The following is a 15,409-nucleotide window of genomic DNA, read 5'->3' on the forward strand; positions in this document are numbered from 1 at the left end:
TCAGTCCTCCGTGCTCAGATCGGGGTCGATGCCCTGGCTGGCGGCATCCCCCTCGATGGGGTCCGAGGGCTCCGCGTCGTTCAGTCGCGGCGAGCCCTTCGCGTGCTCGTTCTGTTCTGCGGTCTCGCCGTCTGCGACGGCGCCGCTCTCCCAGCCACCGGCGGGGTCGGCGTCGATGACGCCCTCGGGCAGGTCGCGGTCGTCTGTCATGACTTCCCCTTTCTCCGGATACAGCTTCGTCTCACCGGCATCCGACCGGGCAGGGGTTGACGACCGCGCACGGGCTGCGTAGGCGCCGGATTCAGCCCGCGGGGCGCTGGTGCAGCAGGCCCGCGCGCTCGGGGTGCGACTCGAACCACTCCCCCACGTACCAGCAGACGGGCAGGATCTCACGGTCGCCCGCCGCCTCGATCGCATCGACCGCCCGCTCCGTGATCACGGCCGCGTACCCGTGGCCGCGGAAGGTGGGGATGGTGAACGCGCGCGTGAGAGCGACGGTGCGTCCGTCGTCGCGGTAGTCGAGCACGGAGACGAGGTCGTCCCCGTTGTGCAGGGTGTAGCGGGACGCGGTCTTGTCGTCGGCGAAAAGCAGATCGGCCATGGTCGAGAGGCTACGCCGATGACGACCCCCTGGCTCCGTTAGCGCAGATTGCACGGTCCGAGGCCTCTGGAAGCCATCCGATCTGAGCAGGATGCTCCACACTCGAGCACCTCGTGCGATTTGACGAAGTCCGACGTCCTGCGTCATAATCCCCCCATGACTCTCAACGCGCGTTCTCTGTCCGCCCGGGAGGCGAACAGGACTGCCGGCATGATGATGCCCGGCCGCGTTGCGATGTGTTGTCGAATGTGCCGCTAACAGCGACCCTCGCCCGGATCACCTCGGTTTCTGAACACCGACGTCATCCCCCGGTCTCCTGACGTCCGCGTCGATCACGCGCACTCCGGTCACCGCGCTCCGGCCCCTCGGCCTCTACCTCCCGTCGAACCCCGCTGTGTCTGACGCCCGGGTTCACACTCTCAAGGACTTTCTCCTCATGTCGATCTCCGCTGTTCTCGACCGCCCCGCCGCCATCCGCCCCCTCGCCGCCCGCGCCGCAACCCCGGCCGCGGCCAGCCCGGCAGCACCCGCCCCGCGCCCCGCCGCTCCCGCGACGACCGCCCCGCGCGGATTCGCTCTGTACGTCGGCATCGACGAGGCGAAGGCCGCCGCCGCGGGCGTCAGCCTCGGAACCCTCGTCGAGGCCCTGCGTCGCACTCTCGGCGAGCTGGCCCCCGCCGCCGAGACCTACGCCACGGTCGCCCTCGCCCCCGTCGGCTCGGGCGGCCGCGATGTCGACGTCGTGCGCCTCGCGCTGCACGAGCCGTCCGCTGTCGCCCGCACGAAGGACGAGCCCGCCGAGGAGGATCGCGCGCCCGGCGGCGTCGTGGTCGACATCTCGCGCAAGCGCGTGCTCATCGACGGCGAGTCTGCCGCCTTCACGTTCAAGGAGTTCGAGCTGCTGCAGTACCTCGTGCTCCGCGAGGGCCGCACGATCGAGCGCACCGAGCTCGTGGCCTCGCTGTGGGAGGGCTCGACCGACGACGACGCCCCGGGCGAGCGCACCATCGACGTGCACGTGCGGCGTCTGCGCGCCAAGCTCGGCGTGTACGAGGACATCGTGCGCACCGTGCGCGGCGTCGGGTACCGCTTCGACCGTCACGCCGACGTGTCGATCCGCTACGGCCACGGAACGCCTTCGCCCGACCGCTTCTGAGCGACGGCTCGACCGGTCGCCCGGAGCCGCGATGTCGGTGGGGCGACGTAGGGTGACGGCATGAGATCGACCGGGGTGCGCACGCGGCACGCGTCGCGCGAGCTCGGCGGCCCGGTCGAGAAGCCGATCGAGTCGGAGTACCGGCCGGCAGTACCCACGGATGTGGGCCGCGCCGTCCTCGCACAGCGTCACGGACGAAACGACCCCACCTTCGCCGCATCGCTTCCCCTCTCGGCAGGAGGCATCGTCTGGAGGGCCAGCCGCACCCCGATGGGAGTCGCGACCGTCGCCCTGCGACAGACGGCGAACGGCACCGTTCGCGCCGCCGCGTGGGGAGCGGGATCCGAGTGGGCCCTCGACCAGCTGCCCGCCCTGTGCGGCCGCGACGACGATCCCGACGGGTTCGACGCGTCGCGGCATCCGTCCGTCTCCGAGTGGCATCGCCGGCACCCCGATCTGCGCATCGGCCGGACCGACCTCGTCTTCGACGCGCTCGTCAGCGCGATCATGGAGCAGAAGGTCACGAGCCTGCAGGCCTTCTCCGCCTGGCGGAGCATCGTCACCTGGTACGGCGAGCGCGCCCCCGGGCCGACCCCGCGCCCCATGTTCGCCCCGCCCGACATCGACGGCTGGCGACTCGTCCCCTCGTGGGCGTGGCATCGCGCCGGTCTAGAGCCGCCGCAGTCCCGCACCATCGTCGAGACGTCGCGTCGGGGCGCCTCGATCGTGCGCGCGGCGAGCGCGGCCTCCGACGGCGAGGCCCGCGACCGCGTCTTCATCAGCCTGCGCGGGGTGGGCATCTGGACGAGTGCCGAGACGCGGATCCGCGCTTTCGGCGATCCGGATGCCGTGAGCGTCGGCGACTACCATCTCGCGCACCAGGTGGGTTTCGCCCTCACGGGGCACCGCACCGACGACGACGGCATGCTCGAGTTGCTCGAACCCTTTGCGGGGCACCGTCAGCGCGTCATCCGTCTCATCTACGCCGGCTCGGCGCTCGAGCCGCGCCGCGGCCCGCGCCTTCATCCCGAAGACCACCGCGACCGTTGAGGTCGCCGTCCACCGCGCCGGTGACTCTGGTCGATCGCTTCGGGACCGCCTGGATGGTCGCCGTCGGAGAGGGCGACGAAGCCCTCCCCTAGGCTGGGGCGCATGATGCAGACAGGAACGGGCTGGCCGCGCGGACGCACCTATTGGGTGCTCGGGAGTCTGCTGCTGCTCGGTCTGGGCGTGCTGTTCGGCCTGGTCTGGCAGAACGTCTGGCTCGGCATCGTCATCGCCGCCGCGGTGTCGGTCGGGTGGCTGATCGCCTACGAATCGAGTCGCGGCCGCAATGTCGGCGTGAACGACGAAGACAACGGCATCCAGCTCTGAGGTCTTACCGATAGGACACCGCCGGCGGACACGGTCCTCGATGGGGAGTCCCGAAGACGTCGTCGAGCGTCGGCGAGGTCTTCGGGCCACTCGAGGCCTGCTTCTCGACCGGCGGGAGGACGACCCTACACGCGCCCGTCCGAGACGTAGAGCTTGCACGTCGCGTCGTAGTAGTCCCGCGTCACGCCCTCGGCGCCCATGCCGATGCGCTCGGCCACGCCGCCGGAGGCGGTGTTCGCCGGGTTGGTCACCGCGATGACCCGATCGATCCCGTGCCGATGAGCCAGGGAGAGCACCGCGCCTGCCGACTCGGTCGCGTACCCGTGTCGCCACGCATCGGGATGGAGGTGCCAGCCGATCTCGATCTCCTCGTCGCGACCGCCCGCGACGGTCTTCGACCACGGAATGCGCTTCAGCAGCACCGAGCCCACCCGCTCACCGCCGGCGGTCTCGACGGCCCGCACGCCGAGGATCCCCTCGCCGAGCCCTTGCCAGCGGTCGAGCAGGCCATCGACCTCGACCGGATCCGCCATGACCCGACCGTTGCCGAGGTACTGCCGCACCTCGGGCCGGCGGTACATGTCGAAGAGGAAGGCTCGATCGTCGTCGGAGCGCGTCCACTCCCGCAGGACCAGGCGCTCGGTGGCGAGGTGCGTGCGCCGCATGGGCACGTGCGGGATCCCGTCCTCGGCGAAGGGCGCTCCCGAGACGACGAAACCGAACCTCCCGTACCAGGATGCGAGGTGGGCCTGGGCATCGAGCAGGATCGGGATGCCGGGGGCCTCGGCATCCAGGAGTTCGATCGCCGCGCGCATGAGGTCGGCGGCGATGCCGCGGCCTCGAGCTTTGGGAGCGGTGGCGACGCGTCCGATGCGTGTATTGGCGGGCTCGCGGAGCACGCGGAGCGTGGCGAGGACGTCGTCGCCGTCCGCCGCCCAGAACAGTTCCGCACCGGGCTCGATGTCGCGCCCGTCGATCTCGGGGTACGCGGCCTCCTGCTCGACGACGAAGACAGCCACACGCATCCACAGGATGCGGTAGAGCGTGAGCGGGGCCATGTCGGCGACGGGCGAACGGTGCACGGTGACGGGCATCCCTCGACCGTACAACGCCGGCGCGGCGCTCGATCCCGGCCCGCGCCTAGTCCCCTGGCGCCCCGAAGCGTCGCGAGGCCGCGATCTGCTCGGCCGCGCGCCGCAGGGCGAGGATGAGTGGCTCGACGAGCGCCGTTCCCAGCACGACATAACGCACGGCATCCTCGAGCGAGGTGTCGGGAGTTGCAGCCAATTCGGCCTCGGCGAGGGCAGACAAGTGCTCGAGGTAGGCATCCATGACGGACGGCGGCACCGTGAAGCCCGCTCGCTCGAGAGCGGAGAGCGCGTGGGCGACGGCCGCGACCTGGTCGGGGAAACACGCTTGCGGCGATCCCCCCATCCGCGTCAGCAGCGCGTTCGCCTCGCGCAGGTCCATGCCCTCCGGAAAGGCCGGCGTGACTGCGGCGTTGGCGGCGCCGAGCAGGTCGTAGGGGTTCTCGGGCGGGTCTTCGAGAACGGCGACGACCCTGCGCACCCCCGCGATGCCGACTCCTGCATCGACCAGGGCGCGGATGACCCCGAGACGCCGGAGGTGCGCCTCGCCGTACGACGCCTGCGTCGGCGACGACCGTTCCCCCTCGGGCAGGACCTTCTCGCGGAGGTAGTACTTGATCGTGGCGACGGGCACTCCGCTGCGTTCCGCCAGTTCCGAGATCCGCATGCACCCCCCTCTTGACTGGATAGTCACTTTATCCAACACTGGATAGTGACACTATCGAGTGAGGACGAGCCATGCCAGCTATTCATCCCGGCCGAATGACCCATCAGTGGGACGACGAGCTCGTCGTCTTCCACATCGGCATGACCATCAACAAGTGGTGGAGACCGGACCAGTGGATGCCGCTGATGAGCGACATGCCCAAGATGCTGACCGAGCTGGCCACCGACCCCGAGTCGGGGCTGCTCGGGTTCACGATGCTGCTCGGCTCTCGCGGGCCCTACCTCGTGCAGTACTGGTCGTCGCTCGACAAGCTCTATGCCTACGCGTCGGCGCCGTCGCAGGAGCACCGGCCGGCGTGGACGCGCTTCAACAAGCGCGCCCGCTCGGCGCCCGGCGCCGTCGGCATCTGGCACGAGACGCACGTCGTCGAACGCGCCGAGACCATCTACGTCGCCACCCCGCCCATGGGCCTTCCGAAGGCGACGACGATCGTCCCCGTGGCCTCGCGTCACGACCGGGCGCAGGCCCGAGTCGCCGACGGACGAACCCGGAGCGGCGCCGCGGACGGCGAGACGGCAGACTGAACGCATGGCCGCGATCCTCACCACCGCCGAAGAGTTGCACGACGCCCTGGCCACCGGCCGCTACGACGACGGTGGACCCGTCCGCCTGCTCGACGTGCGGTGGCGCCTCGACCGCCCCGACGGGCGCCCGGACTACCGCTCGGGCCACATCCCCGGGGCGCTGTACGTCGCCCTCAATCACGACCTCGCCGACCATGACGCTCCCGTCACCGAGGGGCGGCATCCGCTCCCCTCCATCGACGACCTGCAGGCGACGGCCCGCCGCTGGGGAATCGATCCCGGCGACACCGTCGTGGTCTACGACGACGCGAAGAACATGGCGAGCGCCCGGGCCTGGTGGCTCCTGCGCTACGCCGGGTTCGCCGACGTGCGTCTGCTCGACGGCGCCCTGCGCGCGTGGACCGATGCGGGCCATCGGTTGGAGGAAGGGGATGCCGAAGACCCCGCGCCCGGATCCGTCGAGCTCTCCTACGGGGCTCTGCCGTCGCTCGCACTCGAGGACGTCGCCGGATTCGCGGTCGACGGACTCCTTCTCGACGCGCGAGCCGGCGAGCGGTACCGCGGGGAGACCGAGCCGATCGATCCTCGGGCAGGACACGTTCCGGGAGCGGTGAGCGCGCCGACCATAGAGAACGTGAGCGACGACGGACGGTTCCGCTCGCCCGACGACCTGCGGTCGCGATTCCGCATGCTCGGTGCCCGGGAGGGCGCGAGCGTCGGCGTTTACTGCGGCTCGGGGGTGACCGCGGCGCACCAGGCCGTCGCGCTCAGCCTCGCGGGCTTCGAACCGCGGCTGTTCCCGGGCTCGTGGAGCCAGTGGTCGAACCACCCCGAGCTCCCGGTCGCGACGGGACCCGACCCGCGCTGACGGCCTCGGCCCAGAGGTCGCTGACGGGGATCTCGGCACCGAGCACGTTCTGCGCCGCCCGGTGCCCCGAGAGCAGCGCGCCGGGGACCGTCGCGGGGTCGTCACCCCAGGTCGCCTCCCCGGCGAGGTGCAGGACGCCGTCGATGGGCTCGGCGAGATCGTCGTGGTCGGCTCCGACGGAACCGGGGAGCATGAACGCATACGACCCGCGTGAGAAGGGGTCGTCCTGCCAGCGCGTGACGACCGCGCTCTCGGGCTCGGGAACGGCATCGCCGTAGAGCCGGCGCAACTGGACCATCGTCGAGGCGACGATCTCGTCATCGGTCCAGGTGCGCGTGGCGACCGCGGCGGGACCGGCCGCGAAGGTCAGCAGAGCGGGCTCGTCGTGGAGTCGACCGAGGTCGTACCAGGAGTGCCACCACTCCCCCTCGTCGCCGAGCTGACGGATGCCGTAGACCCCGGCGTCCCAGAACCGCTCGGCGAAACGCAGGACGATCTTCTCGAACGCGTTCATGCGAAGCAGCCCGAGGGCTCGCCGATGCGCTCCGGGGAGAGGGGGCTCGATCGACAGATCGCCCGCGTGCAGGACTCCGACCGGGACCGTCACGACCACCTCGCGCGCCGAGAAGGCTCCGCGATCCGTCTCGACCACGACGCCGGCGCTCGAACGCTGGACGCGCGAGACTACGTGCTCGAGGCGTACGTCGAGGCCCGCGGCGAGATGGGTCGCGAGTTCGTCGTAGCCGCGGGGAAACACCACTTCGTCGCCGTTGACGGTGTCGTCGTCGAGGCCGTGCGCACCGAGCTCGCTCATGCCGACGCCGTACTGCTCCTGGGCCCGGCGGTCGTTGTACTCGCGCACGCGTTCTTTGCGTTCGTCCGCCCAGTCCTGCGCGGCGAGAGCCCGCTCGACCGCCTCGGCATAGGTCGCCTCGGGCTCCGCCCGGCCGATGACCTCGGTCAGCGTCGCGTTGAGCGCGCGGATATCGGCGGCGTACTGCCGCACCGCGTCGGAGCCGAGTCGCTTTCCGCGGGCGTCGAAGTAGGCGAGGGGCCGGGAATCGGGCTGGTACCCGCCGACGGTGAACTCGACCATCGGCATGCCGAAGGCTCGGGCGGCCTCGGCGACCGGGCTGTCGACGATGCCGTGGATCCACGAGGCGCCGCGGTCGGTGACGTGCCCGCCGGAGCGGTCGGTGAAGACGCGTCCGCCCACGCGGTCGCGGGCCTCGAGCACGACGACCCGGCGTCCACCCCGCGCGATCAGGCGAGCGGCGGCGAGCCCCGACACCCCCGCCCCGACCACGACGGTATCGACGGTTTCCATGGGCCCTCCCGCGTGCTCGGTGTTGCGGCGACGCTACTGCGGGCGGCGGGGTCCCGGCATCCGCCATTCCGGCGCTCGGGAGTGGGCGGACTAGACGCCGCGTACAGCCCGTCTCGACTCAGGCGAGGGGCGCCTCTTCGTCGCGGCGCGTGGGGGTGAGGCCCTTACGTCCGTACCGCAGCCAGAAGAACAGGTAGCACAGGCCCACGAACGGGATGCCGAAGTACAGCGCCGCGACCTGGTTCGGGTCGAATGCGATCGCCACGATCGACGCGGTGAGCAGCACGAACGCGAGGATCGGCACCAGCGGGTACATCGGCGTGCGATAGGCGAGGGTCGACAGGTCGCCGCCCTCGCGCAGGAACTGGCGCCGGTGGAAGAATTGCGCGGCGACGATCGCCATCCACACCGCCACCGCCGCGAAGCCGGCGATCGAGACGAGCACGATGTACACCGTCTCGGCGGCGACGACGCTCGTCACGAGCGACACCAGTCCGATCGCGAGGCTGACCAGCAGCGCCACCATCGGGATGCCACGGCGCGTGAGCTTCGTGAAGGCGCGCGGCGCGTACCCCTCCTCGGCGAGCGAGAACAGCATGCGCGCGCACGAGTACAGCCCGCTGTTGCCGACCGAGAGCAGGGCGGTGATGACGACGAAGTTCATGATGTCGGCGGCGTAGGGCACGCCCACGATGTCGAAGACCTCGACGAACGGGCTCTCGCTCACTCCCGCCTTGTCGTACGGGAGGAGCGCGGCGATGACGACGATCGAGCCGACGAACAGCACGAGCAAGCGCAGCACGGTCGAACGCAGGGCTCGGGGGATGTTGCGGGCCGGATCCTTGGTCTCCCCCGCCGCGACTCCGACGATCTCGGCGCCGCTGAAGGCGTAGAACACCGCGAGCGAGGTGATGAGCACCCCGCCGAGACCGGCGGGCAGCAGCCCCTCGGGCGTGACGAAGTTGCTCAACAGCACCGCCTCGTGCGGCTCGGACGACAGCGGGGTGAAGCCGAAGATCGCCATGCCGCCGAGGACGATGAGCGCCACGATCGCGAGCACCTTGACGAGGGCGAACCAGAACTCCGTCTCGCCGAACACGCGGGCCGAGATCGCGTTGAGGGTGAACAGGATGGCGGCGAAGACGACGCACCACACCCACACGTCGACGTTCGGGAACCATCGCTGCATGAGGATCCCGGATGCCGTGAACTCCGAGCCGAGAGCGACCACCCAGCACAACCAGTACAGCCATGCCGTGGCGAAGCCGGTCGCGGGTCCCATGGTGCGGGCCGCGTAGATGTGGATCGAGCCCGAGACGGGATAGGTCACCGCGAGCTCACCCAGGCACACCATGACCAGCCACACGACGAACGCGCCGAGCAGGTACGCGAGCACGGCGCCCAGCGGACCCGCCTGCGCGATCGTGTATCCCGAGCTGAGGAACAGCCCCGACCCGATGACACCGCCGAGAGCGATCATGACGAGGTGCCGAGCGCTCATCGCCCGGCGGAGCTGCCGCGGCTCGGACGACCCGGCGGTCTCGACGGAGGGACCCGAGGGTCGGTTCATGGGGCTTCTCGCATTCGTCGTCGAGCCCGCGTGTTTCGGGCGACCGCAGGTCAGAGTAGTTCATGACCGCTGGCGACGCTCATCGGGCACCTCCGCCCGCCGGTGGAGCTCGAAGACCCCGCCGAGACCCTCCCCGACCTCGCGACGGCGCGGAAGGCGCCGGGTGCCCGAGCGCTCAGGCGTCGGGGAACAGCTCGTCGATCGTGGTGAGCACGCCGTGGTCGAGGTTCGAGGGAGCGCGGTAGCGGGCGCGGGCGACGACCTCGGGGTGGGCCTCGCGCATCGCGTACGACCAGTCCGCGGCATCCAGCATCTCAAGGTCGTTCAGGTAGTCGCCGAACGCGGCCGTCTGTGCCGGCGTCACGTCGAGCGCGTGCTGCAGGCGGCGCAGGGCCGCACCCTTGTCGACGTCGAGGTTCATGATGTCGACCCAGTGGCGCCCCGACACCACGACCCGGTGCGTGCGGGCGACCTCTTCGAGGGCGGGCGCGACGCTGTGCTCGGCGACGGCGAAATCGTAGATCGCGATCTTCAGAACGTCGTCGTCGACCGCGAGCACGTCATCGACGGCTTCGAGAGCCGCGTAGTACGTGTCGGCCTCGGCACGGAAGGCATCGTCTCTGCGCTCGATGTACGCCGAACGCTTTCCGCACAGCACGACGCCCAGATCGAACCCCCGCTGAACGAGGTCGCGAAGGTGCCGGATGACGCGCTCGACGATCTCGCGATCGATGGTGTCGGATGACACCTCGACGCCCTTGCTCACGACGTAGGCACCGTTCTCGGCGATGAACGTCATCTCGCCGGCCGCGTCGCCGAACGAGCGCTGCAGTGTGGCGAGCTGCCGCCCCGAGGCGGGAACGAAGGCGACGCCGCGCTCCGCCAGCCGCGGCAGGAGCTCCCACAGGGGCGCAGGGACGTTCCCCTCGCCATCGAGCAGGGTGCCGTCCATGTCGACGGCGATGAGGCGGATGTCGTGGGTCACGGTCCCATCCTCCCAGGCGGGCGGCGCGCGGTTCGCGCTCGGCGGGAGGGCTGATTGACTCGGAGAATGAGCCTCGAACGGTGCCGACCGGATGACGTCGGAGCGTTGACGCACTTCCTCGGGGGCGTCGATCTCACCCTGAGCGGTCTCGATGCGGCGGGCGTCCGCCTGTGGGTCGAGCGCGACCCCGCCGGCGCCGTGGTCGGCAGCACCGGGTACGAGCTGAGCGGCGACGGCCGTCACGCCCTCATCCGCAGCGTGGCGGTCATCCCGGAAGGGCGTTCTCGGGGGCGCGGCACCGGCCTGGCACGCTTCGCTCTCGCGCGGGCCGCCGAGGAGGGGGCTTCGCGCGCATGGTTGTTCAGCCGTCGTTCGGGGCCCTTCTGGCAGGGCGTGGGATTTCACCCCGCCGATCCGGACGACCTGGCCGCGGTGCTGGCTGACACCCATCAGGTGCGCTTGTTCCGGAGCACGGGCCAGCTCGAGCGCGAGATGGCCTGGTCGCGCCCGCTGGCCCTGGGCGAGTTCGACGGCACTTCTCACAACGGAGCTGGCTCGTCGTCGGGCGGCGAGGGATCGTCGGGCAGAAATCGCACGGCGGGCGCGTACGGCAGCGGTTCGTCCGCGTAGACACGACCGGACGGAGAGGTCCATTCCAGGATGCCGCCCGCTCTCTGCGTCACCTTCCAGCGGGTGAATTGCTTCTGCGAGTGATGCCGTTGGCAGAGGTGGGCGAGGTTGTCGACGCGAGTGGTTCCCCCCGACGCCCAATCGATGGTGTGATCGACCTCGCACCGCACGGCGGGAACGGCGCAACCGGGCCACCGGCAGCGCCGGTCGCGGGCGCGGAGGTGGCGGTCGATTGCCGAAGACCGCTGGTACGTGTCGGTGAAGAGCACGCATCCCGAGATCGGGTGGGTGATGACACGGTCCCACGGAACGGTCGTGGATGCGGCGAGGCTGCGGGCGGTCTCGGCATCGATGGGACCGTGACCGACGAGTTCCGCGGGGTCGAGGTTTTCCTCTTCGGGCCGCAGCATCGACAGGGCCGGCACGACGACCTGCACGCGGGCGCGGATCGCGCCGAGTACACCGGGGCCGTCCCCGGAGCGCGTGGGGTCGGCAACCGGAGCGGCGGCGAGGAGCAGATCGGCCAGGATGTCGGCGCGCAGCTGATCGGTCGTGCGTTCGTCGAGAGCGGATGCCGCGGCGGCGGGCCCGGAGGACGGCACGGCGGTCGCATCTGCGGCCGACCCGACGGGCAGCCCGGCCGCCGCCGCGCCGCTCATACCCCGCAGCCCGCCGCTTTCTCGCGCGTCGATCAGAGCGCGACTCTGCAGCGTCAGCCGGTCGTAGATCCCCACCGCGAGCACGGTAGGAAGGGTCGCGATGAGGTCGGACATGCCGTCCACACCCGGCACCACGCGGACGCACCTTGTCTCGCGGCCCCGCTGGTGCCGCTCGGTCAGCGTCGTCGGGTTGAGCTTCTCGGCGAGCGCGGCCAACCGCGAGCGCAACCGCCCGGGGCTGAGCTCGGCGGCGAGCCTCGCGGCGAGCGCGTCGAACTCCGGCACACGATCTTCGGGGAGGGCGGCTCCGGCATCCGTCACGATCCGCACATGGGCTCGGGTGAGCGCACCCGCCTCCCAGGCGTCGACGACCGTCGGGTAGTCGTCGACGAGCTGCAGCGCGCGACCGATGTGCGTCTGCACCGTCCGGTCGGAGAGGTGCTTCATCGCGGCCACCTCCGACGCGATCTCTCTCATCGCCATGTCGGACGCCCGCACCGACGCCCTCTGCTCGGCGGCGCGCGTCAGACCGTATTGACCGAGAGCGGCATATGCCCGCGTGCGTCGAGCCTCGGCCGCGGCGAGGGCGGCATCGGCAGCGAGGGCCTCGGCCACGAGTGCCTCGCGCACGCTCGAACCCGCGGATTCGGCGGGATCGGGCGTCGGCGAGTGCATGTGTGCATGCTAGCGAGCACCTCCGACATCCTCAGGGCCGGAAGAGGCCTTGCGGGGAGGAATTGCGAGACGCCGCAGCTGGGGAGAAGGGGCCGCTACGAGCGCGACCTATGAAAGAGAAATGAACGCCGACGAACCCCTTCCACCCCGTTACCTCACCGTTATAGAGTGCTCGCACGGTAGTTGTTTTGCTGTGGCGACTACCGACATGTGATTGCAGGACACTCTGGTGCAGGAAAGGGCCGGTCGGGAATCTCCCGACCGGCCCTTCGTCCGTTCCGCGCCCGCGGATGCCCCGCGCGGGCGCTCACGAGGCAGGATGAAGACGTGAAGGACGACGATCTGACCGAACCCGACGGGCGCCTCGTGCTCGTCCGCCACGGCGAGACCGAGTGGAGCCGCACCGGCAAGCACACCGGCCTCACCGACATCCCCCTCACCGAGACGGGCGCCTACAAGGCCGAGCTGGCGGGCACCCTCCTGGCGACCCGCCGTTACGACCTCGTGCTCACGAGCCCCCTGCAGCGCGCCGTCGAGACCGCCCGTCGTGCGGGCTACCCCGACGCGCAGCCGGAGCCGCGCCTCGTCGAGTGGGATTACGGCGCGTTCGAGGGACTGACCACGCCGGAGATCATCGAGCAGCTGGGCCGCCCGTGGACGATCTGGCAGGCGGGCGCCCCCGCCGGCGCCACCCCGGGCGAGACGGTGGAACAGGTCACGGCTCGCGCCGAGTCCCTCCTCGACGACCTGCGACCGCGCGTGCGCGCGGGAGAACAGGTGCTGGTGTTCTCGCACGCGCACTTCCTCCGCGCCCTCGCCGGCACGTGGCTGGGTCTGACGGCCGCGGGCGGCCGGTACTTCGTGCTGGGAACCTCCGCCGTCAGCGAGCTCGGCTTCGAGCACGGCTCCGAGGTCATCACGCAGTGGAATCACGTGCGCGGCCGCTGAGGTCGGACCGCTCGAAAGTGATCACGAAAATATAACGACAGCCCCTTCCCCTCCGTTACCTCACCGTTATAGAGTGCATGCACGGTAGTTGTTTTGCTGTGGCAGCTACCGACATGTGATTGCAGGACACTCTTGGTGCAGGGACAAGGGCCGGTCGGAAGCCTCTCCGACCGGCCCTTACTCTTGCTCGGCACGCGCGGCGAACGGGTCGCCGACGGCCCTACGCTGAACGTATGACCGATCGCCGTCTCGCCGTGCAGGCCTGGGAGAGCCTCTTTCGCGCTCAGCACGAAGTCTTCGAGGACATCCGGTCGGATTTCGACAGCACCGAACTGACCCAGGCCGAGTACGACGTGCTCCTCACCGTCACGCGGGCGCCCCGCATGACGGCGCGTTTGCGCGACGTGACCGGCAACATGCTCATCAGCCAGCCCAGCGTCTCGCGACTGGTCGAGCGCATGGTGTCACGGGGTCTGCTGACCAAGTGCGCCGATCCCGAGGACGGCCGCGGATCCCTGGTCACCGCCACCGAGGACGGGGCCGTCGCCTTCCGCCGCCTCGCCGCGGCGCACGGTCGCTCGATCGCCGAGCGCATGGCCCGCCTCGACAACGACGAGCTCGCTCAGCTGCACACCCTCACCGCGAAGCTGCGCGGGCGAGACTGACCCCGAGCCGGCGCCTCAGCACTCGATGACGTTCACCGCCAGGCCGCCCTCGCTGGTCTCCTTGTACTTCGTCGACATGTCGATGCCGGTCTGACGCATCGTCTCCACGACGGCGTCCAACGACACGTAATGCGACCCGTCACCGCGCAGGGCGAGCCGCGCCGCCGTCACAGCCGTGGACGCCGCGATCGCGTTGCGCTCGATGCAGGGGATCTGCACGAGACCGCCCACCGGGTCGCACGTGAGCCCGAGGTGATGCTCCATCGCGATCTCGGCGGCGTTCTCGATCTGCCGGTTCGTCCCGCCCATCACCGCGGTGAGGCCCCCCGCGGCCATCGCGCAGGCTGAGCCGACCTCGGCCTGACACCCGCCTTCGGCGCCCGAGATCGAGGCGTTCGCCTTGAAAAGCGAACCCAGCGCCGTCGCGGTGAGCAGGAACCGACGGATGCCGCGCCGACGATTGGCCTCCGCCACGTCGCCGTCGTCCCACTCCGCCACCTCCCCGCGCGTCACCGCGTGCCCGTCGTAGCCGAGCAGCGCACTGCCCACGAGCTCGCCGTAGGGCGTGACCGCGTTGCCGGCACCGAGACCCGAGTCGGCCAAGAACCGCCACCAGTACATCGCCACCGCGGGCAGAATCCCCGCGGCACCGTTGGTGGGGGCCGTGACGACGCGCCCACCGGCCGCGTTCTCCTCGTTGACCGCGAGCGCGAAAGCGCCCAGCCACTCCCCCGGAAGCTCTCGGTGCCCCTCGGCCTCGATGGCATCAAGCTGGCCCCGGATGACCGCGGCTCGCCTCTTCACCTTCAGGATGCCGGGCAGCACACCATCGTTCTCGAGCCCGGCGTTCACGCACGCCGCCATGGCATCCCAGATGCGATCCAACCCAGCCGCGATCTCCTCGTCGGAGCGGAGCGCGGCTTCGTTCAGGCGTGCCGCCTCGGCGATCGTGATGCCGCGCTCGTCGCACAGTTCGATGAGGGTCGCCGCGTCGTCGAAGTCGAGCGGCACCGGTGTCGCGGCCACGCGCGCGGGCTCGCCCTCGCGACGGATGAAGCCGCCGCCGATCGAGTAGAACGTGTCCTCCGAGACGACGGCGCCGTCCCCGTCTCGCGCGACGAGCGTCATCGCGTTCGGGTGGCCGGGCAGTCGGGTGCGCGGCTCGAGGGCGATGTCGGTCTTGCCGAACGGGATCTCGTGCCGGCCCGCGAGCGCCAGGCTCTGCCCCTCGGGCCAGTCCGACCACGCCCGCCGGACGGCATCCGGATCGACGGTCTCGGGGTCCAGCCCCTGCAGGCCCGCGACGACCGCGTCGGGGGTGCCGTGGCCGATGCCGGTCGCTCCGAGCGAGCCGTACAGCGCGCACGAGACGGATGCCACCCGCTCGAGGACGCCGGCATCCTCGAGTCTCGCGACGAAATGGAGGGCGGCCTTCATGGGGCCGACGGTGTGGGAGCTCGAGGGTCCGATCCCGATGGAGAACAGCTCGAACGCGGAGGTGTATGCGCTCATGCGGCCAGCGTACGTCGCGCCCCGTCGCGACACCTGCTCGTCACCGCTGCGCCACGCCCGGGATGCACGCCGTTCCGGGCCGATTAGACGTCTCCGATGG

Annotated in this window: 17 protein-coding genes; 8 read left to right on the forward strand and 9 right to left on the reverse strand. The window is 70.5% G+C overall.

The window, feature by feature from the left end; genetic code table 11:
* Complete coding sequence (locus QE416_RS02310; RefSeq protein ID WP_103205833.1) at positions 1-210, reverse strand: hypothetical protein; 210 nt, start codon at positions 208-210, stop codon at positions 1-3.
* A 91-nt stretch (positions 211-301) separates the two neighbouring features.
* Positions 302-601, reverse strand: a complete 300-nt coding sequence (locus QE416_RS02315) for a GNAT family N-acetyltransferase (RefSeq protein ID WP_116239305.1) — start codon at positions 599-601, stop codon at positions 302-304.
* A gap of 436 nt (positions 602-1,037) precedes the next feature.
* Between QE416_RS02315 and QE416_RS02320 the strand changes: the two genes are divergently transcribed.
* The 3 genes from QE416_RS02320 (at position 1,038) to QE416_RS02330 (ending at position 3,131) form a co-directional block, all read left to right on the forward strand.
* Positions 1,038-1,757, forward strand: coding sequence for a winged helix-turn-helix domain-containing protein (locus QE416_RS02320; protein ID WP_267788087.1), 720 nt, complete (start codon positions 1,038-1,040; stop codon positions 1,755-1,757).
* A 60-nt stretch (positions 1,758-1,817) separates the two neighbouring features.
* On the forward strand, positions 1,818-2,807 hold the full coding sequence (locus tag QE416_RS02325; RefSeq protein ID WP_267788089.1) for a DNA-3-methyladenine glycosylase: 990 nt from the start codon (positions 1,818-1,820) through the stop codon (positions 2,805-2,807).
* 102 nt (positions 2,808-2,909) lie between these two features.
* Entirely contained in the window at positions 2,910-3,131 is a 222-nt protein-coding gene (locus QE416_RS02330) for a hypothetical protein (RefSeq protein ID WP_210073057.1), read from the forward strand.
* 125 nt (positions 3,132-3,256) lie between these two features.
* On the opposite strand, the gene QE416_RS02335 is transcribed toward QE416_RS02330, so the two are convergent.
* Both QE416_RS02335 and QE416_RS02340 read right to left on the reverse strand, forming a co-directional pair.
* Positions 3,257-4,225 carry a GNAT family N-acetyltransferase gene (locus QE416_RS02335; RefSeq protein WP_307313132.1) on the reverse strand — a complete coding sequence of 323 codons (969 nt, stop codon included), beginning with the start codon at positions 4,223-4,225 and terminating at the stop codon, positions 3,257-3,259.
* Positions 4,226-4,271: 46 nt separating this feature from the next.
* Positions 4,272-4,886, reverse strand: coding sequence for a MerR family transcriptional regulator (locus QE416_RS02340; RefSeq protein WP_267788092.1), 615 nt, complete (start codon positions 4,884-4,886; stop codon positions 4,272-4,274).
* A 95-nt stretch (positions 4,887-4,981) separates the two neighbouring features.
* Here QE416_RS02340 and QE416_RS02345 point away from each other — a divergent pair, with 95 nt between their 5' ends.
* Both QE416_RS02345 and QE416_RS02350 read left to right on the forward strand, forming a co-directional pair.
* Complete coding sequence (locus QE416_RS02345; RefSeq protein WP_307313136.1) at positions 4,982-5,470, forward strand: DUF4188 domain-containing protein; 489 nt, start codon at positions 4,982-4,984, stop codon at positions 5,468-5,470.
* Between the two features lie 4 nt (positions 5,471-5,474).
* Positions 5,475-6,338: a sulfurtransferase gene (locus QE416_RS02350; protein ID WP_307313139.1), complete on the forward strand. Its 864-nt coding sequence runs from the start codon at positions 5,475-5,477 to the stop codon at positions 6,336-6,338.
* Here QE416_RS02350 and QE416_RS02355 read toward each other — a convergent pair.
* The 3 genes from QE416_RS02355 to QE416_RS02365 all read right to left on the reverse strand — a co-directional run bounded on the left by QE416_RS02355 (position 6,238) and on the right by QE416_RS02365 (position 10,220).
* Positions 6,238-7,665: an NAD(P)/FAD-dependent oxidoreductase gene (locus tag QE416_RS02355; protein WP_307313141.1), complete on the reverse strand. Its 1,428-nt coding sequence runs from the start codon at positions 7,663-7,665 to the stop codon at positions 6,238-6,240. The two genes, QE416_RS02350 and QE416_RS02355, sit on opposite strands and share 101 nt — an antisense overlap.
* A gap of 118 nt (positions 7,666-7,783) precedes the next feature.
* On the reverse strand, positions 7,784-9,235 hold the full coding sequence (locus QE416_RS02360; protein ID WP_267788096.1) for an amino acid permease: 1,452 nt from the start codon (positions 9,233-9,235) through the stop codon (positions 7,784-7,786).
* A gap of 175 nt (positions 9,236-9,410) precedes the next feature.
* Positions 9,411-10,220 (reverse strand): Cof-type HAD-IIB family hydrolase, encoded by an 810-nt coding sequence (locus QE416_RS02365; RefSeq protein ID WP_307313144.1) that lies wholly within the window; start codon positions 10,218-10,220, stop codon positions 9,411-9,413.
* A gap of 66 nt (positions 10,221-10,286) precedes the next feature.
* On the opposite strand from QE416_RS02365, the gene QE416_RS02370 reads away from it, so the two are divergent.
* Positions 10,287-10,850 (forward strand): GNAT family N-acetyltransferase, encoded by a 564-nt coding sequence (locus tag QE416_RS02370; RefSeq protein WP_307313146.1) that lies wholly within the window; start codon positions 10,287-10,289, stop codon positions 10,848-10,850.
* Here the strand turns inward: QE416_RS02370 and QE416_RS02375 are convergent.
* A complete protein-coding gene (locus QE416_RS02375) occupies positions 10,760-12,184 on the reverse strand; it encodes an HNH endonuclease signature motif containing protein (RefSeq protein ID WP_307313148.1) in 1,425 nt (474 codons plus the stop codon). The genes QE416_RS02370 and QE416_RS02375 overlap by 91 nt on opposite strands.
* Before the next feature lie 327 nt (positions 12,185-12,511).
* Between QE416_RS02375 and QE416_RS02380 the strand changes: the two genes are divergently transcribed.
* A complete protein-coding gene (locus tag QE416_RS02380; RefSeq protein ID WP_307313150.1) occupies positions 12,512-13,132 on the forward strand; it encodes a histidine phosphatase family protein in 621 nt (206 codons plus the stop codon).
* A gap of 233 nt (positions 13,133-13,365) precedes the next feature.
* A complete protein-coding gene (locus QE416_RS02385) occupies positions 13,366-13,797 on the forward strand; it encodes a MarR family winged helix-turn-helix transcriptional regulator (RefSeq protein WP_210073036.1) in 432 nt (143 codons plus the stop codon).
* Positions 13,798-13,812: 15 nt separating this feature from the next.
* Here QE416_RS02385 and QE416_RS02390 read toward each other — a convergent pair whose 3' ends face one another.
* Positions 13,813-15,309 carry an L-serine ammonia-lyase, iron-sulfur-dependent, subunit alpha gene (locus QE416_RS02390; RefSeq protein WP_307313152.1) on the reverse strand — a complete coding sequence of 499 codons (1,497 nt, stop codon included), beginning with the start codon at positions 15,307-15,309 and terminating at the stop codon, positions 13,813-13,815.
* Positions 15,310-15,409: the final 100 nt, after the last annotated feature.

It is taken from the genome of Microbacterium sp. SORGH_AS_0421, from assembly GCF_030818635.1.
Classification (GTDB): Bacteria; Actinomycetota; Actinomycetes; order Actinomycetales; family Microbacteriaceae; genus Microbacterium.

Coding starts and splice junctions, on each gene's coding strand:
- QE416_RS02330 (WP_210073057.1), top strand. CDS start 2,910: ATGATGCAGACAGGAACGGGCTGGCCGCGCGGACGCACCTATTGGGTG.
- QE416_RS02385 (WP_210073036.1), top strand. CDS start 13,366: ATGACCGATCGCCGTCTCGCCGTGCAGGCCTGGGAGAGCCTCTTTCGC.
- QE416_RS02340 (WP_267788092.1), bottom strand. CDS start 4,886: ATGCGGATCTCGGAACTGGCGGAACGCAGCGGAGTGCCCGTCGCCACG.
- QE416_RS02345 (WP_307313136.1), top strand. CDS start 4,982: ATGACCCATCAGTGGGACGACGAGCTCGTCGTCTTCCACATCGGCATG.
- QE416_RS02310 (WP_103205833.1), bottom strand. CDS start 210: ATGACAGACGACCGCGACCTGCCCGAGGGCGTCATCGACGCCGACCCC.
- QE416_RS02315 (WP_116239305.1), bottom strand. CDS start 601: ATGGCCGATCTGCTTTTCGCCGACGACAAGACCGCGTCCCGCTACACC.
- QE416_RS02320 (WP_267788087.1), top strand. CDS start 1,038: ATGTCGATCTCCGCTGTTCTCGACCGCCCCGCCGCCATCCGCCCCCTC.
- QE416_RS02375 (WP_307313148.1), bottom strand. CDS start 12,184: ATGCACTCGCCGACGCCCGATCCCGCCGAATCCGCGGGTTCGAGCGTG.
- QE416_RS02350 (WP_307313139.1), top strand. CDS start 5,475: ATGGCCGCGATCCTCACCACCGCCGAAGAGTTGCACGACGCCCTGGCC.
- QE416_RS02355 (WP_307313141.1), bottom strand. CDS start 7,665: ATGGAAACCGTCGATACCGTCGTGGTCGGGGCGGGGGTGTCGGGGCTC.
- QE416_RS02370 (WP_307313146.1), top strand. CDS start 10,287: ATGAGCCTCGAACGGTGCCGACCGGATGACGTCGGAGCGTTGACGCAC.
- QE416_RS02360 (WP_267788096.1), bottom strand. CDS start 9,235: ATGAACCGACCCTCGGGTCCCTCCGTCGAGACCGCCGGGTCGTCCGAG.
- QE416_RS02390 (WP_307313152.1), bottom strand. CDS start 15,309: ATGAGCGCATACACCTCCGCGTTCGAGCTGTTCTCCATCGGGATCGGA.
- QE416_RS02335 (WP_307313132.1), bottom strand. CDS start 4,225: ATGCCCGTCACCGTGCACCGTTCGCCCGTCGCCGACATGGCCCCGCTC.
- QE416_RS02325 (WP_267788089.1), top strand. CDS start 1,818: ATGAGATCGACCGGGGTGCGCACGCGGCACGCGTCGCGCGAGCTCGGC.